33 protein-coding genes and 1 riboswitch are annotated in these 25,735 nt (G+C 37.8%); of the genes, 20 read left to right on the top strand and 13 right to left on the bottom strand.

Going from position 1 to position 25,735, the window contains the following annotated elements; all coding sequences use genetic code 11:
* The first annotated feature begins 107 nt into the window (after positions 1-107).
* The 12 genes from V8V91_RS16530 (at position 108) to V8V91_RS16475 (ending at position 9,831) form a co-directional block, all read left to right on the top strand.
* Positions 108-413, top strand: coding sequence for a DUF4286 family protein (locus V8V91_RS16530; RefSeq protein WP_373396309.1), 306 nt, complete (start codon positions 108-110; stop codon positions 411-413).
* A 60-nt stretch (positions 414-473) separates the two neighbouring features.
* Complete coding sequence (locus V8V91_RS16525) at positions 474-1,628, top strand: DUF4221 family protein (RefSeq protein ID WP_373396307.1); 1,155 nt, start codon at positions 474-476, stop codon at positions 1,626-1,628.
* A 4-nt stretch (positions 1,629-1,632) separates the two neighbouring features.
* The gene (locus V8V91_RS16520; protein WP_373396305.1) at positions 1,633-2,751 is read left to right on the top strand and encodes a DUF4221 family protein; all 1,119 of its coding nucleotides are present in this window, start codon (positions 1,633-1,635) and stop codon (positions 2,749-2,751) included.
* Positions 2,752-2,755: 4 nt separating this feature from the next.
* Entirely contained in the window at positions 2,756-4,045 is a 1,290-nt protein-coding gene (locus tag V8V91_RS16515) for a DUF4221 family protein (RefSeq protein ID WP_373396303.1), read from the top strand.
* Between the two features lie 10 nt (positions 4,046-4,055).
* Entirely contained in the window at positions 4,056-4,463 is a 408-nt protein-coding gene (locus V8V91_RS16510; RefSeq protein WP_373396301.1) for a DUF4221 family protein, read from the top strand.
* Positions 4,464-4,820: 357 nt separating this feature from the next.
* A complete protein-coding gene (locus V8V91_RS16505; RefSeq protein WP_373400733.1) occupies positions 4,821-5,192 on the top strand; it encodes a DUF4221 family protein in 372 nt (123 codons plus the stop codon).
* A gap of 10 nt (positions 5,193-5,202) precedes the next feature.
* Positions 5,203-6,351 (top strand): DUF4221 family protein, encoded by a 1,149-nt coding sequence (locus tag V8V91_RS16500; protein ID WP_373396299.1) that lies wholly within the window; start codon positions 5,203-5,205, stop codon positions 6,349-6,351.
* A gap of 28 nt (positions 6,352-6,379) precedes the next feature.
* Positions 6,380-7,558, top strand: coding sequence for a DUF4221 family protein (locus V8V91_RS16495; protein WP_373396297.1), 1,179 nt, complete (start codon positions 6,380-6,382; stop codon positions 7,556-7,558).
* Positions 7,551-8,699 (top strand): DUF4221 domain-containing protein, encoded by a 1,149-nt coding sequence (locus tag V8V91_RS16490; protein WP_373396295.1) that lies wholly within the window; start codon positions 7,551-7,553, stop codon positions 8,697-8,699. The genes V8V91_RS16495 and V8V91_RS16490 overlap by 8 nt, the downstream gene beginning before the upstream one ends.
* Complete coding sequence (locus V8V91_RS16485; RefSeq protein WP_373396293.1) at positions 8,692-8,841, top strand: hypothetical protein; 150 nt, start codon at positions 8,692-8,694, stop codon at positions 8,839-8,841. Before V8V91_RS16490 ends, V8V91_RS16485 begins: the two co-directional genes overlap by 8 nt.
* A complete protein-coding gene (locus tag V8V91_RS16480) occupies positions 8,838-9,647 on the top strand; it encodes a DUF4221 family protein (RefSeq protein WP_373396291.1) in 810 nt (269 codons plus the stop codon). Before V8V91_RS16485 ends, V8V91_RS16480 begins: the two co-directional genes overlap by 4 nt.
* Before the next feature lie 10 nt (positions 9,648-9,657).
* Positions 9,658-9,831: a hypothetical protein gene (locus V8V91_RS16475; protein WP_373396289.1), complete on the top strand. Its 174-nt coding sequence runs from the start codon at positions 9,658-9,660 to the stop codon at positions 9,829-9,831.
* Between the two features lie 469 nt (positions 9,832-10,300).
* Here the strand turns inward: V8V91_RS16475 and V8V91_RS16470 are convergent, their stop codons facing one another.
* From V8V91_RS16470 to V8V91_RS16450, 5 genes are read right to left on the bottom strand one after another with little or no spacing between them, the layout of a single operon-like run.
* The gene (locus V8V91_RS16470; protein ID WP_074225947.1) at positions 10,301-10,903 is read right to left on the bottom strand and encodes a trimeric intracellular cation channel family protein; all 603 of its coding nucleotides are present in this window, start codon (positions 10,901-10,903) and stop codon (positions 10,301-10,303) included.
* A gap of 3 nt (positions 10,904-10,906) precedes the next feature.
* A complete protein-coding gene (locus V8V91_RS16465) occupies positions 10,907-11,536 on the bottom strand; it encodes a class I SAM-dependent methyltransferase (protein ID WP_373396287.1) in 630 nt (209 codons plus the stop codon).
* On the bottom strand, positions 11,514-12,104 hold the full coding sequence (locus V8V91_RS16460; RefSeq protein WP_373400732.1) for a patatin-like phospholipase family protein: 591 nt from the start codon (positions 12,102-12,104) through the stop codon (positions 11,514-11,516). The genes V8V91_RS16465 and V8V91_RS16460 overlap by 23 nt, the downstream gene beginning before the upstream one ends.
* A gap of 29 nt (positions 12,105-12,133) precedes the next feature.
* A complete protein-coding gene (locus V8V91_RS16455) occupies positions 12,134-12,277 on the bottom strand; it encodes a hypothetical protein (RefSeq protein ID WP_373396285.1) in 144 nt (47 codons plus the stop codon).
* A 4-nt stretch (positions 12,278-12,281) separates the two neighbouring features.
* On the bottom strand, positions 12,282-12,422 hold the full coding sequence (locus tag V8V91_RS16450; protein ID WP_373396284.1) for a hypothetical protein: 141 nt from the start codon (positions 12,420-12,422) through the stop codon (positions 12,282-12,284).
* Between the two features lie 59 nt (positions 12,423-12,481).
* Here V8V91_RS16450 and V8V91_RS16445 point away from each other — a divergent pair, with 59 nt between their 5' ends.
* The 5 genes from V8V91_RS16445 to V8V91_RS16425 are packed head-to-tail and all read left to right on the top strand — an operon-like array spanning position 12,482 to position 15,220.
* Positions 12,482-12,904 (top strand): VOC family protein, encoded by a 423-nt coding sequence (locus tag V8V91_RS16445; protein WP_373396282.1) that lies wholly within the window; start codon positions 12,482-12,484, stop codon positions 12,902-12,904.
* A gap of 11 nt (positions 12,905-12,915) precedes the next feature.
* Positions 12,916-13,155: a hypothetical protein gene (locus V8V91_RS16440; RefSeq protein ID WP_373396281.1), complete on the top strand. Its 240-nt coding sequence runs from the start codon at positions 12,916-12,918 to the stop codon at positions 13,153-13,155.
* A gap of 11 nt (positions 13,156-13,166) precedes the next feature.
* Positions 13,167-13,979, top strand: coding sequence for an aminotransferase class I/II-fold pyridoxal phosphate-dependent enzyme (locus tag V8V91_RS16435; RefSeq protein ID WP_373396279.1), 813 nt, complete (start codon positions 13,167-13,169; stop codon positions 13,977-13,979).
* Between the two features lie 9 nt (positions 13,980-13,988).
* Positions 13,989-14,459 carry a hypothetical protein gene (locus V8V91_RS16430; protein WP_373396278.1) on the top strand — a complete coding sequence of 157 codons (471 nt, stop codon included), beginning with the start codon at positions 13,989-13,991 and terminating at the stop codon, positions 14,457-14,459.
* Positions 14,408-15,220: a serine hydrolase gene (locus tag V8V91_RS16425; RefSeq protein WP_373400730.1), complete on the top strand. Its 813-nt coding sequence runs from the start codon at positions 14,408-14,410 to the stop codon at positions 15,218-15,220. The genes V8V91_RS16430 and V8V91_RS16425 overlap by 52 nt, the downstream gene beginning before the upstream one ends.
* Positions 15,221-15,703: 483 nt before the next feature.
* Here V8V91_RS16425 and V8V91_RS16420 read toward each other — a convergent pair whose 3' ends face one another.
* Both V8V91_RS16420 and V8V91_RS16415 read right to left on the bottom strand, forming a co-directional pair.
* Positions 15,704-15,838 (bottom strand): DUF1684 domain-containing protein, encoded by a 135-nt coding sequence (locus V8V91_RS16420; protein ID WP_373396277.1) that lies wholly within the window; start codon positions 15,836-15,838, stop codon positions 15,704-15,706.
* Positions 15,819-16,310 carry a DUF1684 domain-containing protein gene (locus V8V91_RS16415; RefSeq protein ID WP_373396276.1) on the bottom strand — a complete coding sequence of 164 codons (492 nt, stop codon included), beginning with the start codon at positions 16,308-16,310 and terminating at the stop codon, positions 15,819-15,821. Before V8V91_RS16415 ends, V8V91_RS16420 begins: the two co-directional genes overlap by 20 nt.
* A 69-nt stretch (positions 16,311-16,379) precedes the next feature.
* On the opposite strand from V8V91_RS16415, the gene V8V91_RS16410 reads away from it, so the two are divergent.
* Together V8V91_RS16410 and V8V91_RS16405 are read left to right on the top strand one after the other, a co-directional pair.
* Positions 16,380-17,327 carry a polysaccharide deacetylase family protein gene (locus V8V91_RS16410; RefSeq protein WP_373396275.1) on the top strand — a complete coding sequence of 316 codons (948 nt, stop codon included), beginning with the start codon at positions 16,380-16,382 and terminating at the stop codon, positions 17,325-17,327.
* A gap of 45 nt (positions 17,328-17,372) precedes the next feature.
* A complete protein-coding gene (locus V8V91_RS16405) occupies positions 17,373-17,930 on the top strand; it encodes a hypothetical protein (protein WP_373396274.1) in 558 nt (185 codons plus the stop codon).
* On the opposite strand, the gene V8V91_RS16400 is transcribed toward V8V91_RS16405, so the two are convergent.
* The 5 genes from V8V91_RS16400 to V8V91_RS16380 form a co-directional block, all read right to left on the bottom strand.
* Complete coding sequence (locus V8V91_RS16400) at positions 17,902-20,112, bottom strand: DUF5916 domain-containing protein (protein WP_373396273.1); 2,211 nt, start codon at positions 20,110-20,112, stop codon at positions 17,902-17,904. The genes V8V91_RS16405 and V8V91_RS16400 overlap by 29 nt on opposite strands.
* Positions 20,113-20,205: 93 nt before the next feature.
* The gene (locus tag V8V91_RS16395; RefSeq protein WP_373396272.1) at positions 20,206-20,637 is read right to left on the bottom strand and encodes a secondary thiamine-phosphate synthase enzyme YjbQ; all 432 of its coding nucleotides are present in this window, start codon (positions 20,635-20,637) and stop codon (positions 20,206-20,208) included.
* Positions 20,638-20,694: 57 nt separating this feature from the next.
* Entirely contained in the window at positions 20,695-21,108 is a 414-nt protein-coding gene (locus V8V91_RS16390; protein WP_373396271.1) for a hypothetical protein, read from the bottom strand.
* 79 nt (positions 21,109-21,187) lie between these two features.
* The gene (locus V8V91_RS16385) at positions 21,188-21,544 is read right to left on the bottom strand and encodes a TfoX/Sxy family protein (RefSeq protein ID WP_373396269.1); all 357 of its coding nucleotides are present in this window, start codon (positions 21,542-21,544) and stop codon (positions 21,188-21,190) included.
* Positions 21,545-21,549: 5 nt separating this feature from the next.
* A complete protein-coding gene (locus V8V91_RS16380) occupies positions 21,550-22,395 on the bottom strand; it encodes a fumarylacetoacetate hydrolase family protein (RefSeq protein ID WP_373396267.1) in 846 nt (281 codons plus the stop codon).
* Between the two features lie 118 nt (positions 22,396-22,513).
* Positions 22,514-22,610, top strand: a riboswitch (TPP riboswitch).
* 136 nt (positions 22,611-22,746) lie between these two features.
* Between V8V91_RS16380 and V8V91_RS16375 the strand changes: the two genes are divergently transcribed.
* Positions 22,747-25,209, top strand: coding sequence for a TonB-dependent receptor (locus tag V8V91_RS16375; RefSeq protein WP_373396265.1), 2,463 nt, complete (start codon positions 22,747-22,749; stop codon positions 25,207-25,209).
* Between the two features lie 5 nt (positions 25,210-25,214).
* Here the strand turns inward: V8V91_RS16375 and V8V91_RS16370 are convergent, their stop codons facing one another.
* Positions 25,215-25,700, bottom strand: coding sequence for a hypothetical protein (locus tag V8V91_RS16370; RefSeq protein WP_373396262.1), 486 nt, complete (start codon positions 25,698-25,700; stop codon positions 25,215-25,217).
* Between the last annotated feature and the right edge of the window lie 35 nt (positions 25,701-25,735).

Genomic DNA, 25,735 nt, shown 5'->3' with positions numbered 1-25,735 from the left:
CTGGGAGCTTTAGAAGGGGGTAATTCCGGTTTTTTGCGTTGAGATACCTAACTTTGAAGCAATCAATCTGTTACAAAAAAACAAAATTCCAGTTAAAATCTTCCGATATGATACTTTACAACATTACTTTCACTGTTAACAATGAGATAGAAGAGGATTTTGTCAATTGGATGAAAGAAACTCATATCCCTGATATTTTTGCCACTGGCCTATTTATAGAACATAAATTTTTCAGGTTATTAAACAGCCCTGATGATCATGTAACCAATTACAGTGTCCAGTTTTTTGCTGAAAACACGAAAAAACTGATCGAATACGAAGGCCGGTTTGCACATGCACTTCGGTACGAAACGCAGGCAAGGTATGGAGAAAAAGCCCTCGCCTTTCGAACACTCATGGAATCAGTACATTAAGAAAACTTAACTAAATTTTATTCAGATTTTTCTGTATTTTCCATTCTTAACTTTTAAAGAATGAGAAATTACTCGTTATACTTTTGTCTATGTCTATTTTTTTCATGTAACGAAAGCAAGGAGGCTGGCAGTCCTGAAGAAGGAAATATTCTGGAAAACCTGACTTTTTCAGTAGATACTGTGGTGATAGACCCTGGAGAAGACTTTATCAATCTTGGTTTTGGATTAGGGGCCTTTGATCTGACAAAAGATAAAAAACAGCTTTTATTTTTCGAAAACAAACCCCTTAACCTAATCACAGTTGATTTAGATGGGCTAAAAGTGCTCGAAAAGAATGAATTTGATAGTGAGGGACCAAATAGTGTGGGCTCTTTTATTGGTGAGCTTGAAACAGGTCCATCTCAGCAAATTTTTTTAAAAGGTTTTAACGCCCAAGGAATATTCAATACCAATGGAGAATTGAATCAAGATTTAAAGATTTTTCCTGATGGGTTAGATCCTGACTATACCAATGACTTTATGAAGCTATATGGAAGCGCTATTTATGATTTCCAAAGCAAAAAATTATACTCTCAACCTTATAGTGAAATCGCTAAAATCAATGAACTCTGGATTATTGATCCCACTAGCAAGTCCATGAAAACCTACTCCATTCCTAAAATGAAAAGTGTCAGTGACTATTATATCACTTTAACCCAGAAGACTGCTGAAGGTACTAACATGATGTATTATGGTCCTTCAGATTACATGGATATGCAAAATGGTCAATTGCTTATCTCTGGAGGATCGATGAGTGGATTTTACAAATTAAAACTTGGTGCTGATAGTATAGAGTTTGTAGATATCAAACACAAGACCGTACCCAATGAATGGAATATAACCGTAATCAATGATTCTCCCGATGAAGCCATTTTTAGAGATGAACAAAGAAAAATTGCGGAGCAAATAAATTTCATGGATTTAAAATGGGATGAAACTAGGCAACTATATCTCCGCTTGGGCAAAAGGACTTTTCTTGGAGAAAACAGAGGAGATCCTAACACCTATGAAATCTATCTTTTTGCTTATGACAAAGATTTTCATGTCGTAGGTGAAACCCATTTAGAAAACCTGGAAAAGGTACCCAGTTCCTACTTTTGGAAAAACGGCCAACTCTGGTCCTATGTGAATGTGCGTGATGAACTAGGCTTTGCTGTATTCACTTTTAACTTTTAAACTCATGAAGAGACTTAATCTTATTTTTCTATTGGCAATTTGTATATCCTGTACCAAGGCAAGGGATGAAACAGCGCAGGAGGAATTTAATTTTTCATACCGTATAGATACTGTTTTGGTCGACTCAGGTGAAGATTTTATTTATCTAAGAAGAGGATTAGGACTTGGGGCATTAAGTCCCGATAAAAAACAGCTCTTTAATTTTAATCCAGATGTACCCCGAATTGAAGTCATTGATCTGGAACAAATGAAATTAGTAGATCAAAAACCAATGGATCTAGAAGGCCCATTGGGAACTGGCTTTCCCCGAGGCTTAAAGATCAGTGAGGATGGTAAATTTTTCTTTGTGGGCTTTACAGACTTTCGGGAGTTCGACCCAACCTTGCAGGAGCGTAAGCTATATCGATTTAGAACAGAAAAGCCAGAAGGGCTGGAAGAAAACGAAGCCTTGGGAGAAGAGTTTTTTATTTCAAATAATGGAAATCAGGTATTCGCCCCCTATGGACCAGAAAACGGGGAAGAGCCCAAAACGGGAATGGCGATGATTACGCTTGAGGATCTATCCCTCAAAAAATTTCCTTTTGACTTATGGCAAAGGACCCAAAACTATATAGCCAGTCTTTATATAGATGGAAAATTACAATCCCGTTCATTTGAGCAAGTTGACGTTTATCCTATGGAAAGTCAGGTATTGGTTTCCTCCCATAATTTTAATGAAGTCTATCTTCTGGATCTAGAATCCGATTCTGTCATCCATAAAACTTACCATTCCGAACTTACTGCTGATACTAAAAAAGTTCCGGGCAGAACCACCTTAAATGCTCCGGAGCAAATGCGTGAAGTTTTCATCCAAATGAATGAGGAAGTTGAATTTAGCAATTTCTATTTTGATGAACAGAATCAAAAGTTCTTTAGGTTTTCCAGGGAGCTGGATCGAAAAATCGGAGATTCAACGGTCCATAAGCAGATCCTTACCATTTTTGATCAAGACCTAAACCAATTGCATGAGGAAAATTTCCCAATTGATTATTTTGGGTTAAAATTTTTCAAAGACGGGAAACTTTGGTCTTTTGTAAATATAGATGACGAACTGGGTTTTATAATCTTCACATTTGACTATTAAACTCATGAGAAAAGCAACCATTCCTATATTTCTCATGATTATTTTTTCTTGTTCTCAGAAGGAAGAAACCAAGGTAACAGAACCTAAGCAAGCTAACCTCATTTCAAAAGCTGCATCAATTTTACCCGATCCAGAGCCAGTCGACTCCATCATTTCTATTGAACTAGCAAAAGAGGAACCTCCAAAAGAACCAGAGGTAGTAGTAATGAATGAATTATCTCCTTCCTATTCCAATTTGTTAGAAAACCTGTCATTCACCATCGATTCGATCCTAGTTGATTCCAACGAAACCTTACTTTATTTACCTTGGGGATTAGCAAACGCAGATTTATCCTCTGATAATAAATTTCTTTATGCTTTAAATACCAAATCAAATAAAATCTATCAGTTTGATTTGGATCGTCTAGAGCTGGTGGACTCCTACCAATTTGAAAGAGAAGGCCCAAATAGTGTTCCTCCGAAAATTTGGAAGTTCCAATTGCTGAATGGCCAAAAAATAGGCTTTGCCGATTACCAATTTACCGGAATCTATAATTTCCAAACCCAAAAATTGTTTTCCTACCAATTTTCAGAAAAGGATTTTTCTAACCTATTAGACGCTCCCACGATTCCCAAATATGAAAGTCTCCAACTTAGTTTAGATGGAAAACGAATTTTCTTTTTACATAAAAATGTAACCCAAGAAAAAGTGTATTTGGGAATATTTGATCCCGAAAAAGAGGAAGGAAAGCTCGTGGAATTAGAGGAATTCGGATTTTTGACCCGATTGTATTTTTCCCATACCGAAGGAATAACCCATTACGTCTCTAATTTTGCTGATCTTGGAATGAAGATAGAAGAAAATAGTGCACTGATTTACTCTAAAGGTACGAGTAAAGTTTATCTGTATGATTTATCCAGTGGCTCCTTGACTTTTAAATCGCCCCAACACAAGCTTGTTCCCAATGAACAAATACCTCCTTTCTCAAATCAAATTTCAACAAATCAAGAGGTCATCGATGCAAGTAATTCATTGTTGTTTCAGGTTTCATATCTGAATTTCATCTATGATGATCAACGAAAAATGTATTTCCGGTTTGCTTCCATCATGGAAAAGACCGAAGACCATAGCCCTAAAACAAAAAAGGATGTTTACCTCTTTGCCTATGATCAAAATCTCAACCTCAAAGGAGAAACCAAAATCGACGAGTTGGTCAAAGTACCATCTTATCCCTTCTTTAAAGACGGAAAACTCTGGTCCTATGTGAATGTAGAAGATGAGCTGGGTTTCGCAGTATTCACGTTTGATTTTTAAACCTTAAAGAATGAAAAAACTATCTGCTTTATTTTTGATCTCATTTATTTTTTCCTGTGCTGAAAAAGAAGAAAATACCTCGAGCAATATTCTGGAAAGCCTGACTTATTCAGTTGACACTGTCATGGTAGATCCAGGAGATCAAATAATTAATCTCGGACATGGTGCTAGGTTTTCCACAGTTTCTCTGGATGGGCAGAAGTATTATTACTATGACTATAATAAAACTGCAATCAATGAAATTGATTTAGTAACCCTCGAATTGACAGATATCCACCAATTCTCAAAAGAAGGTCCCAATTCTATCGGTTTTAACCCTCCCACTATACAACCATTGAGCAATGATCGGTTCTTATTCGTGTCCTCTTCAATAAATGTCGGTACGTATTTCAAAACAGGCGCAAAAGAAAAAGTCTAAAATTCAATTTCAAAGAAATAGAAGGCCTAGATATAGATGAGGGTGGACTAATTACAAATCAAGCCAAATTATCACATGATGGAAAATTGATGTTTGCATTGACAAGTTCATATCATACACCTACCGATGTCAGATTAATCATTGTAGAACCAGAATTCAAAAAAGGGAGAACTATCTCACTGCCCAATTTCATTCCAACATTAAAGTTTAAAGTACATCTTCAGGAGGAAAAAGAGTGATGGGTGTTCGGGAAGGCGTTCAATTAAATACATTAAACAATTTAATTTTTATAACAAGCTCCTCAACTTCTGATACTTATATCTATGATTATCAAATCGATTCAATACGATTAATTAAATTCCATCACCAATTAGTTTCACCCAAAAATCAGGTGAGATAAAAAATGAAGTTGGAGATGAAAATGAATTTTATGCAGAATGGGCTAAATTCAAATATCAAGTAGGTTTTGATAAATTTCTTTGGGATGATCAACGTGAGCAATACTTTAGGTTTGGCTATCAACTGATTCCTCAAGAGGATCCTAAACTGGAGAAAAAATCAGAGGTTTTTCTTTTTGTATATGACAAGAACTTAAATCTAATCGGAGAGACCCAATTAGATAATGTTGAATATAGATTCGAATCTCCCTTCTTTAAAGACGGAAAACTCTGGTCCTATGTGAATGTAGAAGATGAGCTGGGTTTCGCAGTATTCACGTTTGATTTTTAAACCTTAAAGAATGAAAAAACTATCTGCTTTATTTTTGATCTCATTTATTTTTTCCTGTGCTGAAAAAGAAGGATCGGAAAGCTCAAAATCTGAAAATATTCTCAACAACTTGACTTTTACAGTCGATACCGTAGTCGTGGACCCTGGAGAGGAAATCATAGATTTGTCGAATCATCTTCGGCTTGCCGATATCAGTGAAGATCGAAAAAAACTTTATTTGTTTACAGAAAGTGACAACCAACTGTCAGTCATAAACCTCGATCAACTAACTCTGCAACAGAAGATCCCTTATGAAAAGGAAGGTCCAAATGGGGTAGGAGGTTTTCTATGGAATTTAGATCTCATTTCAGATGAAAAGTTCTATTTAATGAGTTTCAATACTTCAGCGATCTTTGATTTTAAAGGCATAAAACTGGAGACGATCAATTTGGAAGAGGAGGATATTCTTGGAATCAAAGATAAAACCCTACAAAACAACCGACTAAAGGTGACCAAGGACCTATCTTGGTACTATACGGTACCCGGTTCGGATTTTGATCAAAAAGACCAGCCAGTAGAATTGGCCGTCATCAACAGAGAAAACAAAGAAGGAAGGCTTTTCCCTTTGCCTGCTTTGGACAAAACACAAGCGTATAAAGTAATCCTAAGCGATGGCCCGATGATGCAAGTCTATGCCGAAAATTTTTTTCTTGCTGAATATTTCGAAAAGTTCTATCTCACTTCTTCAGTCACCAGTGATATCTACCAAATAGATCCGAAAAATGACTCGTTGGTACTCCATTCTTATGAATTAAAGCAAACTCCAAAAGAGAAAACTGATCCCCCATCTAGGAATGAATTCTCTGACCAAGAAGTTTGGCGAGATGAAATCACAAAAATACATTCTCAAATTACCTTTGGAGAATTGCTTTGGGATGAGCAAAGAGGTTACTTTTTCAGATTTGGAGGCGTTTTAATTCCAAGTGGGGTGGAAGATGTACCATCAAATACCAAGGTTTATTTAATGGCCTTTGATAAAGATCTCCATTTGTTGGGAGAAACTGAACTAGAAGACTTGGACGAGCTCCCCGAATTTCCCTTCTTCAAAGACGGCCAACTCTGGTCCTACGTCAATGTGGAAGATGAGTTGGGGTTTTCAGTAATCACTTTTGATTTTTAAAATATGTTAATCCTTTAGTTTCAACTTAATGTTTTTCTATTTTAGATGGTATGAAACGATTTTTTTAATTATCTCTCTATGTTCTTTTTTGATCTCTTGCTCGGAAAAGAAGGATTCTAACAAAACAGCTACTCAAGGTTTAATAAAATATGAACTAGATACGGTGATGGTGGATGCCGGAGATGAATTTATCTATGTGAATTGGCTTTTGACAAGCTCTGGTGAATCACAGGATGATAAATTTCTCTATAATTTCAACAGAGATGCCCTTACCCTTCAGGTCATAGACTTAGATCAGTTAAAACTGACAAAAACCATCCAACATCAGAAAGAAGGACCAGATGGGTTAGGGTTTGGGATGATCAGCAAAATTTATGATCCAGGGGATGGTACTTTGATTTACTCCGACAATTATCTAATTACCAGATTTGATAAAGAGGGAAACAAATTGGATGGCTTTCGGTATGCAGACCAAAGTTTTGTAGGTGAGAAACTTCCAGACGATAAAAGAATCCTATTAAATGAAACTATCTCCAAGGATGGAAATACCTTAATTGCTTTATACGGAAGTAAATCTGTATTGGACAACACTCCAGATGGTCTAGCAATTTTTGATTTAGAAAACAAAACAGTTGAGTACAAGCCTCTTGACATTTTCAAAAAATTAGAAAAATACCAAACTGTATTTTATTACAATGGAGAACAACCCATCTCTGCTTTTGGAGCCAGTATATTCCTCACATATCAAAATGACAGTTTGATTTATACCAATACGGCGGAGAATAAAGCACATTTCTACAATCTAAAAACAGATTCTTTAACATCCTTATCCTATGTCAGTCGATATACAAAACCTGAAGCGGAAGTGAACTATCCAAAAAGAACAGAAACTGAAGAGGAATTCAAAGAAGTAAGAAAATTGACTGATAAAATCGTCCAATATTATCAATTCCTTTATGACGATAAAAACCAGGTGTACTGGAGATTCTCTAAAGATTTTGACCATATGCAAGGAGATCAGGCCATTTACAAAACTGTCCTGACTGCCTTTAATCCACGATTTGAACAGCTGGGTAAAGTATTGCTACAAGATGACTTTGTATTGCCTTATAAAATATTTGTAAAAAATGGCATGATCTATTCTTTTCTCAATATGGAGGATGAAGTGGCATTTGTACGTCTAAAACCAACTATATCTCATGAATAAGTACCATTTTACTTTGGCAGCCTTTGCTTTGTTTAGTTGTTCCTCCTCTGATAAATCTGATGAAAATTCAGGAATGGGGATGGAATTAACTTATGAAATGGACACGGTAATGGTCGACCCTGGAGACCATTTCTTTTTCTTGAACTGGGGTTTGGGAATATCAGACTTAACCCAAGATGAAAAGTTACTTTATAACCTTAATCCTGAATCTCTTTTATTGGAAGTAGTAGACATGGATGCTTTGGCACTCAAAGAAACCATTCAGCTTGAAAAAGAGGGCCCAAATGGAATTGGTGGTGGATTTATTTCCAAACTTCAAGTAATCGGTAATGGGAATCTGATGCTTTTTGATTTCAATAAAATAGTAGAAATAAGCCCCAAAGGCGAATTGATAAAAAAATACGAATTCGATAGAAACACCTTGAGCGGTTACGAATTTGGTGAAACAGATGTGGTCAGTTATATGGGAATATTCTCCACAGATGGTAAAACATACGTTGGCGAGTTAGAAGATGAAAGTTTCAGAAAACCAGCCAAAGGACTGGCACTGATTGATTTGGAAAAAATGGAGTTGAATTTCGTCCCAACAGATGCTATTTCAAAGCTGGATGAATTCCGAATCATGCTGGAAATGAACGGAAATGCCATGATGTCTACTGGAGAAACATCTTACATGAAGTTTATTAATGGAGAATTGGTTCTTACAAATACTGCTATGAATGAGGTCTATATCTATGACTTTACAATGGATAGTTTGCTCCATAAAACTTTTGAATCTACTCTCACGGGCAATGAGCGGATCAAAAACTTTCCTACACAGGTGGACACGAGAGAGGCACTTTTTGAAGCTTCTAAAGAAAAGAGGAAGCAAGTAAAATTTGGCCCCATGATCTTTCAAAAAGAAGAAAATCTCATTTGGAGAATTAGTACTGACATGGATCGAATGATTGCAGATTCAGTGGTAACAAAGGATGTTGTAACATTTTTCGATGCGGATTATACGATGCTAAAAGAGCAGACTTTGGAAAACCTTAGCAATTCAAGTAATCGGTTTTTCAAAGACGGAATGCTCTATAGTTTCCTCAATATCGATGACGAAATGGCTTTTGTGAGGTTGAAGCCAGCGATCACCCATGAATAGGTTCATTTTATATGTTATGGGAACCATTTTATTGAGTTGTTCATCCAAAGAAAATTCAAGTGAAACAAGTGGAAGTTCCGTCCAACTAGCCTATGAAATTGATACCGTACAGATTGATGCTGGGGAAGATTTCCTTTTTTGAAACATAGCCTTTTATCATCTGAAGTATCAAAGGATAAAAGGACTTTCTTCAATGTGGATGAATTAGGTTCTCAATTGGAAATAATAGACTTGGACAAGTTAGTTTTAAAAGAAAAGGTCCCTTTTGAAAGAGAGGGGCCCAATGGGGTAGGACCAGAACATATATCAAATTTTAAAACGATGGAAAATGGAAATTTTGCCTTTTTTAACATTCGCCAAATGACTGTTCTCAACCCAGAAATGCAAAAGGTATCCAGAAATTACTTTTACCCAGATGCATTTGAAAATGATACCCTTCCCGAAAAGGCAGAAATCGTCCCATTTAGGAGAAGTCTGAATGCGGAAGGTTCACAAATGGCAGGATTTTACGATTACTTCTGGGAGAACGAAATCCTTGGAATTGCTTTAATTGATTTAAAAACCAATCATCTAAAACTCATCCCAACGGATAAATTAGACTATTTAAAAGACCTCGTATATACAATCGTCTATGAAACTGGTGCAAAATCAAGTTCCGGAGAAGCTCGTTCTGTTGACTTTTTTGACAATAAATTGATTATCAGCACCTCTGCCAAAAATGAAGTTCATATTTACGATATCAATTCTGATAGTTTGAGTACCAAAACCTACCATAGCGATCTCACTGCTGACATTAAAAAAGGAAGCTATATGTCTGAAACCGATTCTGATTTGGCATTAGCATTAAAAGACCTTGAAGTCTATTTTGGTCCGCTTGTCTATGATGATTTGAATAAGGTTTTTGGCGATACAGTAGGGAATCGAAATCATCCAATCCAAAAATCCTAATTTTATTTACGTGCTAACTGCTTTTGATCAAGACTTTAATCAAATTCACGAAGAAGAACTGAATGTAGATTGGACTCATAAACCAACCATCAAGTTCATCAAAGATGGAATGCTCTATACGTATATTAATTTAGAGGATGAATTGGGATTTTTAAGGGTTAAAACTAGTATTACTGAAGAGTAATATTTTAAAAAAGTAATTTCCCCGCAGATTTTCGCAGATTAAAAGCGCAGATATTCAATGATTAATTTCTGCGTTTATCTGCGTTGTTTTTCAGCGTACATCTGCGGGAATTAAAACATAATCAGGTTAAAGAATTCTCCCTCCCGATAGGGATCGAGGAGGTCGAAATGACCTAAACGAATTCAATTCTAAAGTACTGAACACTGAGGCTGAATACTTTTTCAGCGAACAACATCAGGTGTACTTACCTTTGGACCTAATTTCCCCGCTGATTTTCGATGATTAATTTCTGTGCTGATCTGCGCGAGTGATCAGCGTTCATCTGCGGGAACATCTTTAATAGATTTCTCCTTGCACTCGAAATGACCCAAAGTAAATTCACTTAAGAACTCTTGAACACTGAGACTGCCTACTGAATACTTTTTTTAACTTTCTCACTTGAGATTTCTAACTTAATCCTTCTGACTTTCTAATCCAGTCTTGGCAAACTCAATTTATATTTCATTGCTAGGAATCGAATTCCAATAACCAAAGACATAGATATCAATAGGTTGTAATCCCGGTCCACTTCAAAGTAATTCAACACCACATACAAAACCGCACCTGCCAAACACGCGGAGGCATACACTTCTTTTCTGAAAAGAATGGGGATTTCATTGGTTAAGGTATCCCGGATCACACCACCCATGACTGCCGAAAACATTCCCATGATCGCGGCGATCTCAGGTCTTACCCCCAAACTCAAAGCCTTTTCCACTCCCAAAACAGTAAACAGTCCGATTCCCAGGGTATCAAATAGAAATAAGGTCTTTCTTAGTTTGCTCAGGAACTTCGGAAATAAAAAGGCAGCCATGATTCCTGCAAAAACAGCATATAATACTTTCACATCCGCAATCCAGACCAAAGGATAGCTATCCAATAATATATCCCTCAACGTGCCTCCCCCGATAGCAGTAATGAACCCAGTAAACCCTGCTCCAAAAAGATCATGTTCCCGCTCCCGAACCGCCAAAGCTCCAGAAATAGCAAAAACAAAGGTTCCCAATAGTTCTAATCCGTATTGTAAATCCATACTTTAATGGTCAGTGGTTTCGTTTTTCTTCATCATAAATACTCCCATTTCACGTTGATCTAGGACCAGCACGGTTTTAGGCTGTTCTAAAAATTGGAAGCCTTTGTCTTGCAACTTATCCACATCTTCCAAAGTAAGCACAAATCTTTCTGAATCATCTGGTAAATGGTACCTGCCTTTGCCTAAGGGCTTAGATTCGGACAAAATCCCTCCAAATCCAGTACACATCCGAAACCAAAAAATTCCTCCAGGTTTTAAAATTCGATGGATTTCATCAATCATTTCCCAAAAGTTATCCACATCTGAAGCAAAGTGTAAAACTGCCGAACAAATCACTGCATCAAATGAAGAAGAGTGAAAAGGAATGTCCTCCAACTTACCTTCCAAAAACCGAAAGACATCATAATTAGGATCCAAGCTTTTGGCCTGGTATCTACAATATTGAATGGCTATTTCATTGGGATCGATCCCAAAAATCTGATAGCCCTCCCGAATAAAAAAAACCGTATTTCTCCCTTCTCCACAGCCTGTATCCAGAATTTTCATTTCTTTGGAAAACCTACCTTTCAGAATTTGATCCAGCAGATAGATATCCACATTCCCAAGTAGTTTATTCAGCTCCGCTATTTCCATTTTCCCAATGATCTAATGCTTTAATTGCTTTGATTCTTCCAATTTCGATTAATTCTGCTGCTCTATGAAACTCCAAAGTTCCTGCTTGTCTTCTGGCAACCCGAATATTGACATCCACGGGATATTTTTCAATCAACAAGCTGCAAAAGCGATCTTGCAACAGATCAAAAGAGCGAGTCATTAAATTGATAGAGCTCAAAGAACTGGACTTCACTACTTTCTCCTGTTCTGGAAAATAGTCTTTCATCTTGTTTCTATATTCCTTCACCCAATGCGGGAGGGAAATAAACCGATGTCCTTCCGCGTCTTTCTTAGGTGGAGTGACCAATTCCGTATCAGGACCATTGAGTCCCACCACAATTACCTTACTTTCATGTGGATTTTTTAGCAGGGAAACAGGCACTGGATTCAAGACCCCTCCATCAATTAATTCATAAGGTGGAATTTTTGCAGGCTGAAAGACGGATGGAATACTTCCTGATGCACGGATTGCCGCATACAAGCTTCCATTTCTAAAGATTATTTCTTCCCCGGTTTTGTAATCCACAGCATTGCAAGAAAAAGGAATAGATAAATCCTCGATCTGGCAATCCCTGACTACTTTTTCAAGGCGTTGTATACTTTCTCACCTTTGATAAAACCCCGACTGGAAAAGGTAAAGTCCATCAAGGAAAATACATCAATTCGATCCAAATGGCAGATCCAATCTTTAAACTCCTCCAGCTTTCCTGCAGCATACATCCCCCTACCAAAGCACCTGCCGAACAACCGGCAATTTCAGCAATATGATACCCTCTTTTTCCAACTCTTCGATCACACCCACATGCGCTAATCCCCTTGCACCACCGCTACTCAAAACCAAAGACACTGATTTCCTATCTGACATTTTTTTCAAGGAATAATAAACTAAATTGAAGCAGAAAATTTCAAACGAAAGTACACATTATGAGCCAATTTAAACCCTTTCACCTGGCTTTCCCGATCAGGGATATTGAAGAAACCCGTGCATTTTATGGGGATTTGTTGGGATGCGATATAGGAAGAAGTACAGATAAATGGATCGATTTCAATTTTTTCGGTCATCAGCTTTCTGCACATATCAAACCTGAAGAGCTAGCACTTGCCAAAACCAATGCGGTAGATGGAAAAAATGTGCCTGTTCGCCATTTTGGTGCGATTTTACCTTGGGATGAATGGCATGCTTTGGCAGATAAACTGAAGGACCATGGAATTGAATTTGTGATCGAACCCTATATTCGATTTAGGGGTGAAGTAGGGGAACAAGCTACCATGTTTTTCCTTGATCCGTGTGGCAACGCATTGGAATTCAAATCCTTTCAAGACGAAACTCAAATTTTCGCGAAATAAATTATTGGAGATTGAAGACTTTTTATCTACAAAATAAGATAAACAGGAAAATCATTTACCAAGACCAAGTTCTCCATTATTTCAGTGGAACCTCCTATTTGGGAATTGATCTTGTACCTGAGTTTCGAGAAAATCTAATTATCGGCATGGACCAATATGGATTAAACCATGGCCTAAGCCGGATAAACAACATACGGCTTCAAATTTTTGAAGAATTTGAAGAGTTTTTTGCTAAAAAGCAGGTGCGGTAGCAGCTATTGTCATGAGTAGCGGTTACCTATCTGGGATGGCAGCCTTACAATATCTGAAGCCAAAAGCTCAGCAAATATGGGTTGCTCCAGATACACACCCTGCGATTCTACCCATTAATCTAAAACCAAGTCCCAAACAGTGTTTTCAGGATTGGAAAGATTCCTGTATTGAAAAATCAAAATCCCTAAAAGATCAAAGAATACTGATTTTAGGCAATGCAGTTAATCCCATGATCCCTGAAATACATGATTACGGGTGGCTAGAGGTTCTTGCTCAATCCAACGAAGTAACCTTACTCTTAGATGATAGCCATGCATTTGGAGTTTTGGGATACGAAGTGTTTGGCACCTATTCTCAATGGAAGGATTTACCCATCCATTTGATGGTTACAGGATCCCTTGGAAAAGCGCTGGGGCTGCCAGCTGGCATAATACTTTCCAATCAACAAATGATTGATGAAGTAAAACAACTTCCAATCTATGGAGGAGCCTCTCCATGTCCTCCGGCATACCTTCATGCGTTTTTGAAATCACAAGAGATTTATAAAGACAGAAGAAGTCGTTTATTCCAACTGATCAAATATTTCGGGCAAAAAAATGAAATGCCTGAGCATGTTCATGGCTTAAGCAATTATCCAACGTTTACCTATGAACCAGGGAGTTGGGCAGAAAAACTGGAACAGAAAAATTACATCACCTCTTCTTTTCCATATCCTACCTCCGATGACCAAACCGTCAATAGAATCATTTTATCTGCATTTCATACAGCGCGCGATATTGATACGCTTTGGTTCCATCTTAAAGAAATATCCAATAGCATCTAAGTCCTATTTATGAAAAAGTTTGTTTTCATTATTCTTTCCATTTGCAGTTTTTCTTCTTGCACTTCAGAACCTGAAAATCCATTCGAAGGTGATGTAAGCAACTACCCTGTTCTTCAAAAAGTATTGGAAAACAAAGAACAGTATCAAGTACAAATACTCTTTACCCAAATTGACAGAAATGAACATGGCACTCCCATGTTTACCAATTATAGTTTCAACTTAGATGATGATCGGTATTTTTATCCAGCCTCAACAGTAAAACTTCCGATCGCCTTGCTTGCTTTGGAATGGTTGGAGGAAAACAATGTGGATAACTTGGAAAAAGAAACGATTTTTTTGATCGATTCGGTTCGTCCATCCCAAATTCCAGCGTATGTGGATAATTCTTCTAAGGACTCTCTTCCAAGTATTGCTCATTACATTAAAAAATACTTCTGGTTTCTGATAACGATGCCAATAATCGGCTCTATGAACTTCTAGGACAAGAATATATCAATGAAAAGCTGCAAGAGAAGGGTCTGTGGAAAACTGTCATTAGCCAACGACTTTCATTTCCAATTTCGCCTGAAGAAAATCGGTATTTTAACCCCATTCGCTTTGTGGATAAGTCAGGAAATACATTATTGGAAATTCCTGGAAGACATACCGAAAAAATCTATTCCGTAGATCCAAAACCCTTGTTGGGAAAGGCACATATGGTAGGAGACTCCTTGATCAATGAGCCCATGGACTTTACCTACAAAAATAAATTTGCTCTTTCTGATCTACATGGAGTAGTCCAAAGAATTGTTTTTCCCAATGCATTTCTAGAAAGTGAACGTTTTCATATTTCTGAGGAAAATAGAGAATTTGCGTTGAAATATATGAGTATGTTTCCTGGAGAAAGTGACTTTCCGAAGTATGATTCATCCGAATTTTACGACGGATATTCTAAGTTTTTCAAATTCGGAAATTCAGAAAATCCCATCCCAAAAAACTTTAGAATTTTCAATAAAACAGGTTGGTCTTATGGCTACATGATAGACGGAAGTTACTTTTTGGACCTGGAAAAGGGAGTAGAGTTTTTCGTTTCAGCCATCGTTTATTCCAATGAAAATGAAACTCTCAATGACAACATCTATGAATATGAGGAGATTGGAAAACCATTTTTTGCCGAGCTTGGGGAATACCTATACCAAAAGGAGTTGGATAGAAAGAAATTAATTCAGCCAGACTTAAGTGAATTTAAGTTTGATTATTGATGGAAAGAAAAAACCACATTCCAACGTTCATTTACTCCTCATATTAAATTTTGGAGTAAAATCACCTTGCCGGGTGCTATCTTCTGGACAATTGGGTATTTCTCGATTAAGACTCGAGGAAATTCTTGGGAATACTTCTTTGATTCTAATTTCTATTTAGTCCTATTGTCCTATTTAGCGATAAGTTCAGTAGTTAATTATTACATTTTTTATAAACCCAACCAAGTCTCAAAGAAGAGGAATGAAATCTAAAAAGACCCCTTTCATCTATCAGTCTTTTTTCAAATTTTGGTTAGTCATCGTATTTCCCGCATGCCTTGTGGCCTTGACCGTATCGAAACTATATTATAATGGTACAATCAATTCAGAACCATTATCCCAACCTTCCACATGGTTCTATTTTATCTTCATTCAGGTAATCCTGGGTTTTTTCTCCTATCTCTGGGTGTATCGAGCTAAAGCTAAGTCTTTTCGAAAATGAGTTTATTTTTTGGGAGAATACATGACTCCAGCACGAACTTCCAATTGCAAGTCATTTTCTCTTGGAGGAATGGGACAAGCATACCCCTCGGAATAAGCACAAAATGGATTGTAGGCTTTATTGAAATCTAATTCCATGGTATCGCCAGGGAATTTTCAAATCCATGTATCTGCCTCCACCATAGGTTTCAGTTCCATTCGTCAAATCTGTAAAGGGTAGAAAAAGGTAGTCTTTATACTTTTCCTGGGTCCTTAAGACATGGCTTTGATAAACATTTAAGCGATATCCCTTCCCTTCCAATGAAAAGGTCAATACTCCATACACATCATAGTCTTTGATAGAATTTGCGGTTGTTTTCATTTGGAACAGACTTCTTGGCGGAAGTTTCTCAAATTTTGCAATAACCCTAAAGTGTTCATCAACAGGATAAAAAGGAAGACCTTTAAAGTCCTTTCTTTCCTTGGCAGAAAGTGGTGATTCATCCGCATCTTTAAATTCTGCATTAAGCGTTTCCTGAAATTCTGAAATTGACTGGATATAACCTTGCCCCAAGGCTGAAACAGAAAGAAAAGAAAACACAAAGGCTAAAAGCAGTAAATTTTTGATCATCTCGGATGTGGATAAGCACCAAAAGCCTAATTTAAGGAAGGAATTCTTCAAATCATTTATATTTAGAATATGCAATTTCCCAAGCAACCTATACAAACACTTTTTATCGCCTTGCTTTTCGCACTTCCTTATGGGGCAATCTCCCAAACATTGGCAGAAAAATTAGGCTATTCCAAAGAAGATAAACTACTCATCATCCATGGAGATGATGTAGGAGTAGCCCACTCTCAAAATATGGCCACCTTTGAGGCTTTGAAAAAGGGCTTGGTCACTTCCACCAGTATGATGGTTCCTCCGGCTTGGTCTGCAGAAGTAGGGGTATTGGCGAAAGATATTCCAGATGCAGATATCGGTATTCATATCACCTTGACAAACGAATGGGAAAACTTCAATTGGCCTCCAAAAGCAGGAAGGTCTGTCGTGCCCGGACTAAGCAACGAACAAGGCTTCATGTACTCAGATTGTCCTCCAGTCACAAAGAACGCTAGCCCAGAAGAAGTAGAGATTGAGATCAGAGCACAAATCAAAGCCGCTAATCAAATGGGGATACAACCTACCCATTTGGATTCCCACATGGGCTGCATTTTTTATGGTAGACCTGAATATATGAGGTCCTATTTGAAAATTGCTCAAGAACTGAAGATCCCAGCAATGGTCAATACACAAATGATGGAAGGAATAATCAAACCCAACCAAGCGCTATTTGAAGGGATCAACTTGGAGAAAATTCCGGTCATCAATGAAATCATCATGGCCAATCCAGAGGATTATGAAGCTGGAATGGAAGAGTTTTATACCAATAAATTAGAAAATCTAAAACCAGGAGTACATGTACTCTTGGTGCATTTGGCATTTGATGATGAGGAAATGAACGCCGTAACTGCAGGTCATACTACCTACCATGCTCCGTGGCGGCAAGAAGATTTTAATTTCTTCACAAGCGATCATGCAAAAAAACTGATTCAGGAAAATAACATTAAGCTAATCACCTGGAAGGAAATAGGGAAAATACTCTAGCATTTGAAAAGAATTTATCTAAGGGATCTTTTAAGGAAAGGCCTTTTGACAATTGGAAGTGTCTTCTTGTTTTATAGATCAGTAGAACTGATGATGGGCTGGAATAACCAATCCCATGATCCTGTAGAGGCTCTAATTATTTCATTTTTAGCAAACCTTTTCGTATTGGGTGCATTTGCATTTGCAGGATTTGCTTGGCCTACCTATCAACTCCTTCCAGAAAAGTACTACAAAATCAAGAATCCTCATGGGTTGGTTTCATTTTCAAGAAAAATAGGAATCGGGATCTACCAAAAATTCCTCTTGAATACTTTTTGGAGAAATAAGGACCAACGGCGAGCCTATTTCAATGGAACCAAATCAGGAATAAACCATTGGATCATGGAATCAAAAAAGGCAGAGTTTGGTCATCTAGTTCCTTTCATCCTCTTATTTCTGTTAAGTGTTTGGAGCTTTAGATTGGGCTTTTGGAAAATGGCCTTCATCAACCTAATACTGAATGTTTTAGCTAATTTTTACCCGATTCTCCTTCAAAGAACCCATCGAGCCCGATTAATCCCTATACTTAAAAGGATTAAAGATTCAGCCAATAATTCAGCTTAAATACCAGAGAACGTTGTTTTGGGGTAAAGGAATCAGGGAAATAATTATCCGTATAAACTAGGAAGAAGTCAGAAACAGGAGCAAATCTCCATTGCAAACGCGTATTGATGTTCAAATTATCAATTTGATTATTGTATTGGATGAAGGTGGTCCAGAAGAGTTTCTTGGTAAAGGTCAAGTCTATCCTAGGTCCTACCAATACCAGGTCGGCATCATTTTGAGGCTCTGGAAGTCGAATTCTTGCATAATTAAAGTTCATGGAAATATTAGCTTTATTTCCAATTCTAAGCCCCATCTCACTAACTACACGCTGAAAATCACCTGTATAGTATTGACCGGTCTCAGCCTCTAATTTTATTAAAAACAGATTTCTTGGGTTACTATTGTATTCTAATTGGAGTGTTTTGGTTTTATAATCTGTGCCTGCAGGAAGTTTTTCTCCACCAGTCCGAGTAGGGTCAAAATCTTGAAAGAGATAGACATACCTGTTTTTTTGAGTCAATGTAATAGTAGAAAAGGAATTGAATTGCACATTATAACTCAAATTGATATCTCTATCAGTTGTCCCAATAGTTTCATTCCACAAGCCTTCATATTCCACCTTTGGTCCATGTCGATTGATCAAGTTAGAATTTGGGTAAAATAAGTAGGCTATATCTGGGTTAAATCGCTTATAATTTGACCTTGGGACGTATCCGACTTCAGGATTAAAATCTTCACCTACATCTCTGTAGCTCAAACTCCAAGCCCAATGGATATCATTGAATAAAATATACGCATTAAAAGAATAAGGCTTTTCTGTTTCCTTAGACTCAAAAGTCCTGTGATAGAATGCTTTCCCAGTCCATTTTCCGTCCGCTGAATTCAGGTTATAATCCACACCCAATAAACGGTTGTATTCGTTAGGATTGAAAATAGACTCATATTCATTCAGGGCAAGGGATTCACGGTCTACGAAAATTACCCCAATATTTGAGCGCGTAAAAATCTTTTTTTGAAGGGCAACCACAGAGAAGTTCTTTCCTGAAATTCCCGCCTCCTCGTCCGTGGCGGTTTGCATATTCATCACACCCAACCGCCAATCTTCATTGATTTTACCACTCAATCGGGCCCCATAAATAATTTTACTTTGGACATTTTGGCCTGTAGCTGAATCGATATCCACTCCAATTCTCCTAGAGAAAAATGGTCTGGATTGTCTGGAGCCAAAACTGTCAAAGAGGTCAGCATTTTCTAGGAAAAACTGCCTTCGCTCTGGAAAAAAGATTTCGAAACGATCCAAATTAGTCACCTGCTGATCCACTTCAACTTGTGAAAAGTCCGGATTGAATGTCAAATCTAAATTCATTGCCGGACCAATTCCGACCTTTGCATCTCCTCCAAAAGAGGGAGAGAATTTTTCTGAAGTATTTTCAAGGTAATTTTTGGAAGTTTTCCCTGCCATATAAGGAATCAAAGAAATATTTGCCGAGTTTTTACGAAGCGGTTCTTCAAAAATCAATTTCCTATTAAATGCAGTAGAAATGATGGATAAGTTCCTAGGAATTGGCGACCAAGTACTGCGCTCTCCAGTATGGCTATCTATCCGATAAAAATTCACATTCCAGTTTTGAGTCCCATCCTTGAAACGAATTGTGGATAATGGGATTACGGCTTCTACTTGCCAATGGGTATCATAAATTTTTGCTTCGGCATACCATTTATTATCCCAAGCTAAACTCAAATCTTCACTTCTAATCCCTCCATTGGCCAAAAGCCCTTCTCTCTGAACGCCATAGGGATTGACTCCAAATTGAAATGCATTGGTTTTATCATTAAATGTGTCAAATACAAATGTAATTCCATCATTCTGTTGGCCCCGATAATCTCTCCTTAAGGATGTGGAGACATATTCTCTAGGGCCATTGTTTTCCATGATTGCCGCGATATATAAGTTGTTATCATCAAAGGCAATCTTCACTTGGGTATTGACCACAGACAAAGATGTGTCCGAAGGAAAATACTGCATAAAATCTGTATTCCAACCTTCTGGGTCCAACCATATCTCCTCGTCCAATTCTCCATCTAAATCAATGGGTTGATTTAGCTTAAATGCAAAAGCATTAGCGTTTTGTTTATTTTGAGAAAACGCCGTTCCCATTCCAACAAGGAATGCAAATAAAAGGAAAATATAAGTTCGCATAGTTCGGGGATACCTTACAAAAGTATCGTCAATCCATTACGATCTTACTTTTATTATACCAATGGCGATATTTTATAATTTTAGGGAGCCATTTTAATACGGCTCTCCAAAAGCAGTAAGGATTAAATTTCTTGGTGACGCATGAAGCCTAAATTCACATAAATACACTCCTTGCCACATACCTAGCCCTAATTTTCCATTCGAAATGGGAATTTGCAAGTGTGAATCAAAAAAACTGGCTTTTATATGAGCCGGCATATCATCTGGTCCCTCAAAGGTATGAATAAACCGTGGGTAGTCCTCCGGAATCAATTCATCCACAAAGGTTTTGAAATCAGTTCTTACAGTGGGGTCCGCATTTTCATTGATTGTGAGAGCAGCAGATGTATGCTGAATGAAGATTTGAAGAATCCCAACTTTTATCTTCTTGATTTCCGGAAATTCGCCTACAATAATATCGGTGATTAAGTGATATCCCGCAGGGTAAGGCGATAATCGTATTTTATGCTGAAAAAACTTGGTCATCCCCAAATGTAAATTCTCCAAACTAAATAAAAAAAGGAGGTCTAACCCTCCTCTAGTTTATTTTTGTTTATTGAAATATAACTTGGGGCCATCACAAGCATCCCAGGTACCCGTCAATTGTCCTTTGCTATTAATGAAATAATCCTCCGAACTGGTGGCACAGCTATGAATCAATAAACTGTTTTTCGAGGTATACATGAATTTATAGCGTTTCAGACCATCGGAAAAGCTTTCCTCATAGGTCCCCTTCAATTCATATTCTCCTACTTTTTTGGAAAAACTTCCATCAGGCAATAGAGAATAAACATAGGCTGAGTCTTGAATATTGGTATATTCTAAATCTCCTGACACCTCTACTTGATAACCCGCCAAAGCCCATTTTTGAGTTTCATCCCGAGGCTCGGGCATATCATTAAAATCACATGCAAAGGCAATAAGTGCAAGAAATGCGAAAATAAGAGACTGTTTCATTGGTTTAATCGTTTGAGTAAGCGAATTCGATTTTACTCAAGTTCTTTGCCAAGATTATTCCAACCCTTGATTCACATTATTATTTCTTGCTTTTTTTCGCCTCCGGATTGTATTTTAAGGCCATTTCCACCCAAAAATCCCAATCTGCATCAAGGTCAAATCCCTCAGGATCAACAAAAACAAACCCTTTCATTGGCCTACCGGTAAATTCCATACTTCGACAACCTGTCCTTTTCATACACATTTCCTGTGCAGATTCACCCACTCTGACCATGAGCTGGTCTTTTCCAGTATTCTTATCTTTATTGAGGCCCACGCACATCTTTTCATTCACCATGAACACCAATCCTCCCATCATCCTCTTCGCCTCAAAATTAAGTCCTCTGCCTTGTAGGCTTTGAATCATTCTTTCCGCAAGAAATTCATCGTAAGCCATGGTCCTTAAATTTTGGAAATAAAGTTTTCAAGTACCCCAATCTCATCTATACCTATCCTAACCCGATCTCCTTCTTCCAAAGTAAATTCATCAGGAACGATCCCGGTTCCAGTCATTAGAAAACATCCTATTGGGAATGTATTGGCTCTAAAAAGCCATTCAGCTAATTCTTGAGGCTTTCGCTTCAATTGAGATAGTGCCGTTTCTCCCGTAAATGCCAACTGACCCTCACGAAATATTTCCAACCTGATTTTTACATCTTCAGCTAAAATCTCATCTTGAACTAAAATGCAAGGACCAATGGCAGCACAGCCTTGATAAACCTTAGCCTGAGGCAAGTACAATGGATTTTCTCCTTCTATACTTCGACTGCTCATGTCATTACCCACGGTAAATCCTTGAATTCTACCTGCCGGAGAAATCAAAAGCGTAAGTTCAGGCTCTGGAACATCCCAAGTTGAGTCTTTTCTAATATTTAGTTTCCCGCCTGGAGGTGAGACCCTGCTTGCTGTAGCTTTGAAAAAAAGCTCCGGTCTATCAGCTGCATAAACTTTATCATAAAAATCTGCTCCTCCAGCATCTTGGCTTTCTTCCATTCTGGCAGTCCTACTTCGAAAATAAGTAACACCAGCAGCCCAGATTTCCTGATCCCCCATAGGAGATAATAAACCTACATCCAGCAATTTTTGGGCTTCTTCCTCTTTTAATTCACGCCAACCTTTCGATTCAAAATTTAGATATTCCTTCAAATTTTCTCTTCCCAATAGTTCATTCCAATAAAGACTTGGGCCTAAAAAATAGGTAGCATCCTTTTCAAGAAGTGTTCCCGAAGGAAGTTTGTAGATTTTCATAGGTTTAAGGGTTTGTTGAACAAGAAATTTAGTGAAAAGAATTGGGAAGCTTATCCATTGATCAATTGAATTTGGCAATAAAGAATTGCAAAAACCCATTTCCCCATTACCTTTGCAACAAGATCATAAGGGGTGCCTAAATAATTCGGGCTGAGATCATACCCATAAGACCTGATCCGGGTAATGCCGGCGAAGGGAAATGAGCAGCATAATATAGTACCAAATCGAATTCGCAAACAGGCGCCGTAGCGCTTTCAATTTTGTACAAGTTGTGCAATCGGGTAAACAATCAAGGAAGACTTCCCCTAAGTTTTCTCAGTTTCACCTCAATATCCCGCAAGGGAAAAACACATGAAAAAATTAATGCTAAATCTGGCTTTTTGCCTATTGGCGATTTCTGCTTGGGCACAGGAAAGTCTAAGAGGAAAAATCTTGGACGCAAGTTCCGAAGAACCATTAATCGGTGCTTCTGTTTGGGCCGAAAATCAAGGTAGAGGTAGCGTAACGGATGAAAATGGAAATTTCACGATCACCAAGCTGAAGGCAGGGGAGATCCAACTTCGGGTTTCTTATGTAGGATTTGAAAGCTTAAAACAGAGTTTGACGGTACCTTACTCGGGTGATTTGACTTTAAAAATCCAACCTACAGAGCTACTGACAGAGGAGTTTATTGTCTCTGCTACAAGAGCTTCTGCTATTACACCGACTACTTTTCAGACCATCGATAAAGCAGAACTCTCCAAAAGAAACTTAGGGCAAGACATCCCTATTCTCCTCAATTTTACTCCTTCCGTGGTGACTCATTCAGATGCAGGAGCAGGAATCGGATATACTGGATTGAGGATCCGGGGTTCTGATCAAAGCAGAATTAATGTTACCGTGAATGGAATTCCCATGAATGATGCAGAGTCTCATGGGGTTTTTTGGGTAAATATGCCTGATTTCGCTTCTTCAGTAGACAATCTTCAAATTCAACGAGGAGTAGGTACCTCTACTAATGGAGCGGCTACCTTTGGAGCAAGTTTGAATTTTCAGACAGATACACGTCAAGATGATCCGTATGCTGAGATTTCCAATTCTGTTGGATCATTCAACTCTTGGAGACATACTGTAAAGGCAGGAACGGGTCTTTTGAACAATCGCTTTGCGGTAGATGCTCGACTTTCCAAAATAACTTCTGATGGCTATGTAGACCGTGCATTTTCCGATTTAAAATCCTTTTTCGTTTCAGCTGGATATTATGGAGAAAACCATGTTCTGAAATTGAATGTGTTCTCTGGAAAAGAACAAACCTATCAATCCTGGTGGGGCCTACCGGAATCAAAATTAGAGTATGATAGAACTTGGAATTATTACACCTATGACAATGAAACTGATAATTACCAGCAGGATCATTACCAATTAATTTATACAGGTAAAATTGGTTCCAATTGGAAAACCAATGCAGCACTTCACTATACCTATGGGCGTGGATACTATGAACAATACCGTGAAGATGATGATTTTGCAAGCTACGGCTTACCAGATGTTGTGATTGGAGATGAGATCATTTCCAGTACCGATATTATTAGAAGAAGATGGTTGGATAACGATTTCTTCGGAGGAATTGCCTCGATCAATTATATCTCAGATAATGGTAAATGGGATGTGATCCTTGGTGGTGGAGCCAATCGATACGACGGAGATCATTTTGGAGAAATTATTTGGGCAAGAATAGCAGGAGCAACTCAAATTCGAGATCAATATTATTTCAACAATGCAGTCAAAGATGATCGAAATATCTACCTAAAAGGGACCTATGAACTTAGCCCTGGTTTGAACCTATTTGGAGATTTGCAAGTGCGCAACATTGATTACACATTTTATGGAGTCAATGATGACCAACGGATTGTGGATGGTCAACAGAGCTATACCTTCTTCAACCCTAAATTTGGCTTTAGCTACGAACAAAGCTCAGGTGAAGTGTGGTATGCCAGCTATGCTGTTGCCAATAGAGAGCCAAAAAGATCTGATTTTACAGATAATCCTATCACAGAAATTCCAAAACCAGAACGCCTCAATAACATTGAAGCAGGTGTAAGAGCACAAAAAGGAAGGTTTAGCTACAATGCCAACTTCTATTATATGGACTACAAAGACCAATTGATTTTAACAGGCCAGATCAATGATGTCGGAGCCTATATTCGAGAAAATGTAGCTGATTCCTACCGTGCAGGAATAGAGCTTTCAGGTGCTATTCAAGTAGCAAAAGCGTGGGTCTTGGGCGGAAATGTTACCTTCAGTCAAAACAAAATCAAAAATTTTACGGAGTACATAGACGATTACAGCGAGTCCGAATTCCAGCAGATTTCGAATACTTATGACAATACTGATATCGCCTTTTCTCCTAACACCATTGCTTCTGCTACAATAGAATACAAACCTATTGATCCTTTATCCATCAACTGGATGTCTAAATATGTAGGAAAGCAATACCTGGACAATACTAGTAATGACGCCAGATCTCTTGACTCATTCTTTACAAATGATTTTAGAATCAGCTACCAAGTTCAGCCTAGGTTCTTCAAAAGTTTAGAAGTAAATCTTTTGGTCAATAATATTTTCAATGAAATGTATGAGCCGAATGGCTATACGTTTAGCTATTTCATTCCTGGAGATTCTGAAAGAGAATTGATTACAGAAAACTATTATTACCCGATGGCTGGGACCAATTTTATGCTAGGATTGAATTTGAAGTTTTATAAAAAAGTCAAAGCACTGAGTTTCTCCAAAGGTTTTGGGAAACTCAGTGCTTTTTTCCCATCAAGAAGGTGAACTTGTCAAATCTTCAATCCTCTCTTTATTCTATCTAATGCGGAAACTGCATCATTTTCTTTTGCAAAATCAAGTGCTAAAAACTTGGTTCCATTAGCAAGTAAAACACACTTGTAGATTGTGACATTTTGTGCTAACGTAGGACTAATTCCGTTTGGAGTATTTTTACTTCTATAACTATGTAATACCAGTTCTGCTCTTTCAATTGTAGGTAGCTCTTGCCATGTTCCTAATTTAATCCAAAAGATGCTTTGATATTCTTTATACCTACTTTTGTCAAAATCAAGGAGTGTTCCGGAATAAATTGAAACCAAGATCAGACCTATTATCAATGCTCCGCCACCCACCAATCCTATTTTTTGCGGGTCTGTACTTACCACAATGAAAAATGGAACAATTAATACAAGAACTCCTGCCGCGATTAAAATGAGGCCCAATAAACGGGGCCCCATGATTCCAGCCGTTTCATTTTTATGATTGAATTGGGACAATTCGATTTTGGTGTTAGGTACCTAAAATTTTTTAC

Source organism: Algoriphagus halophilus (assembly GCF_041729275.1).
GTDB lineage: Bacteria > Bacteroidota > Bacteroidia > Cytophagales > Cyclobacteriaceae > Algoriphagus > Algoriphagus halophilus_A.
Note: the sequence above shows the minus strand (reverse complement) of the source record. Positions and strands in the feature narration are given on the sequence as shown.

Excerpts from the sequence above, each read along its gene's own strand:
- V8V91_RS16485 (WP_373396293.1), top strand. The coding sequence starts at position 8,692 with ATGAATAGGTTCATTTTATATGTTATGGGAACCATTTTATTGAGTTGT.
- V8V91_RS16455 (WP_373396285.1), bottom strand. The coding sequence starts at position 12,277 with ATGTATGCTGCAGGAAAGCTGGAGGAGTTTAAAGATTGGATCTGCCAT.
- V8V91_RS16510 (WP_373396301.1), top strand. The coding sequence starts at position 4,056 with ATGAAAAAACTATCTGCTTTATTTTTGATCTCATTTATTTTTTCCTGT.
- V8V91_RS16525 (WP_373396307.1), top strand. The coding sequence starts at position 474 with ATGAGAAATTACTCGTTATACTTTTGTCTATGTCTATTTTTTTCATGT.
- V8V91_RS16515 (WP_373396303.1), top strand. The coding sequence starts at position 2,756 with ATGAGAAAAGCAACCATTCCTATATTTCTCATGATTATTTTTTCTTGT.
- V8V91_RS16380 (WP_373396267.1), bottom strand. The coding sequence starts at position 22,395 with ATGAAAATCTACAAACTTCCTTCGGGAACACTTCTTGAAAAGGATGCT.
- V8V91_RS16530 (WP_373396309.1), top strand. The coding sequence starts at position 108 with ATGATACTTTACAACATTACTTTCACTGTTAACAATGAGATAGAAGAG.
- V8V91_RS16465 (WP_373396287.1), bottom strand. The coding sequence starts at position 11,536 with ATGGAAATAGCGGAGCTGAATAAACTACTTGGGAATGTGGATATCTAT.
- V8V91_RS16400 (WP_373396273.1), bottom strand. The coding sequence starts at position 20,112 with ATGCGAACTTATATTTTCCTTTTATTTGCATTCCTTGTTGGAATGGGA.
- V8V91_RS16420 (WP_373396277.1), bottom strand. The coding sequence starts at position 15,838 with ATGGAATTAGATTTCAATAAAGCCTACAATCCATTTTGTGCTTATTCC.
- V8V91_RS16375 (WP_373396265.1), top strand. The coding sequence starts at position 22,747 with ATGAAAAAATTAATGCTAAATCTGGCTTTTTGCCTATTGGCGATTTCT.
- V8V91_RS16385 (WP_373396269.1), bottom strand. The coding sequence starts at position 21,544 with ATGGCTTACGATGAATTTCTTGCGGAAAGAATGATTCAAAGCCTACAA.
- V8V91_RS16450 (WP_373396284.1), bottom strand. The coding sequence starts at position 12,422 with ATGTCAGATAGGAAATCAGTGTCTTTGGTTTTGAGTAGCGGTGGTGCA.
- V8V91_RS16495 (WP_373396297.1), top strand. The coding sequence starts at position 6,380 with ATGTTTTTCTATTTTAGATGGTATGAAACGATTTTTTTAATTATCTCT.
- V8V91_RS16410 (WP_373396275.1), top strand. The coding sequence starts at position 16,380 with ATGCAATTTCCCAAGCAACCTATACAAACACTTTTTATCGCCTTGCTT.
- V8V91_RS16445 (WP_373396282.1), top strand. The coding sequence starts at position 12,482 with ATGAGCCAATTTAAACCCTTTCACCTGGCTTTCCCGATCAGGGATATT.
- V8V91_RS16500 (WP_373396299.1), top strand. The coding sequence starts at position 5,203 with ATGAAAAAACTATCTGCTTTATTTTTGATCTCATTTATTTTTTCCTGT.
- V8V91_RS16520 (WP_373396305.1), top strand. The coding sequence starts at position 1,633 with ATGAAGAGACTTAATCTTATTTTTCTATTGGCAATTTGTATATCCTGT.
- V8V91_RS16390 (WP_373396271.1), bottom strand. The coding sequence starts at position 21,108 with ATGAAACAGTCTCTTATTTTCGCATTTCTTGCACTTATTGCCTTTGCA.
- V8V91_RS16435 (WP_373396279.1), top strand. The coding sequence starts at position 13,167 with ATGAGTAGCGGTTACCTATCTGGGATGGCAGCCTTACAATATCTGAAG.
- V8V91_RS16395 (WP_373396272.1), bottom strand. The coding sequence starts at position 20,637 with ATGACCAAGTTTTTTCAGCATAAAATACGATTATCGCCTTACCCTGCG.
- V8V91_RS16415 (WP_373396276.1), bottom strand. The coding sequence starts at position 16,310 with ATGATCAAAAATTTACTGCTTTTAGCCTTTGTGTTTTCTTTTCTTTCT.
- V8V91_RS16490 (WP_373396295.1), top strand. The coding sequence starts at position 7,551 with ATGAATAAGTACCATTTTACTTTGGCAGCCTTTGCTTTGTTTAGTTGT.
- V8V91_RS16470 (WP_074225947.1), bottom strand. The coding sequence starts at position 10,903 with ATGGATTTACAATACGGATTAGAACTATTGGGAACCTTTGTTTTTGCT.
- V8V91_RS16430 (WP_373396278.1), top strand. The coding sequence starts at position 13,989 with ATGAAAAAGTTTGTTTTCATTATTCTTTCCATTTGCAGTTTTTCTTCT.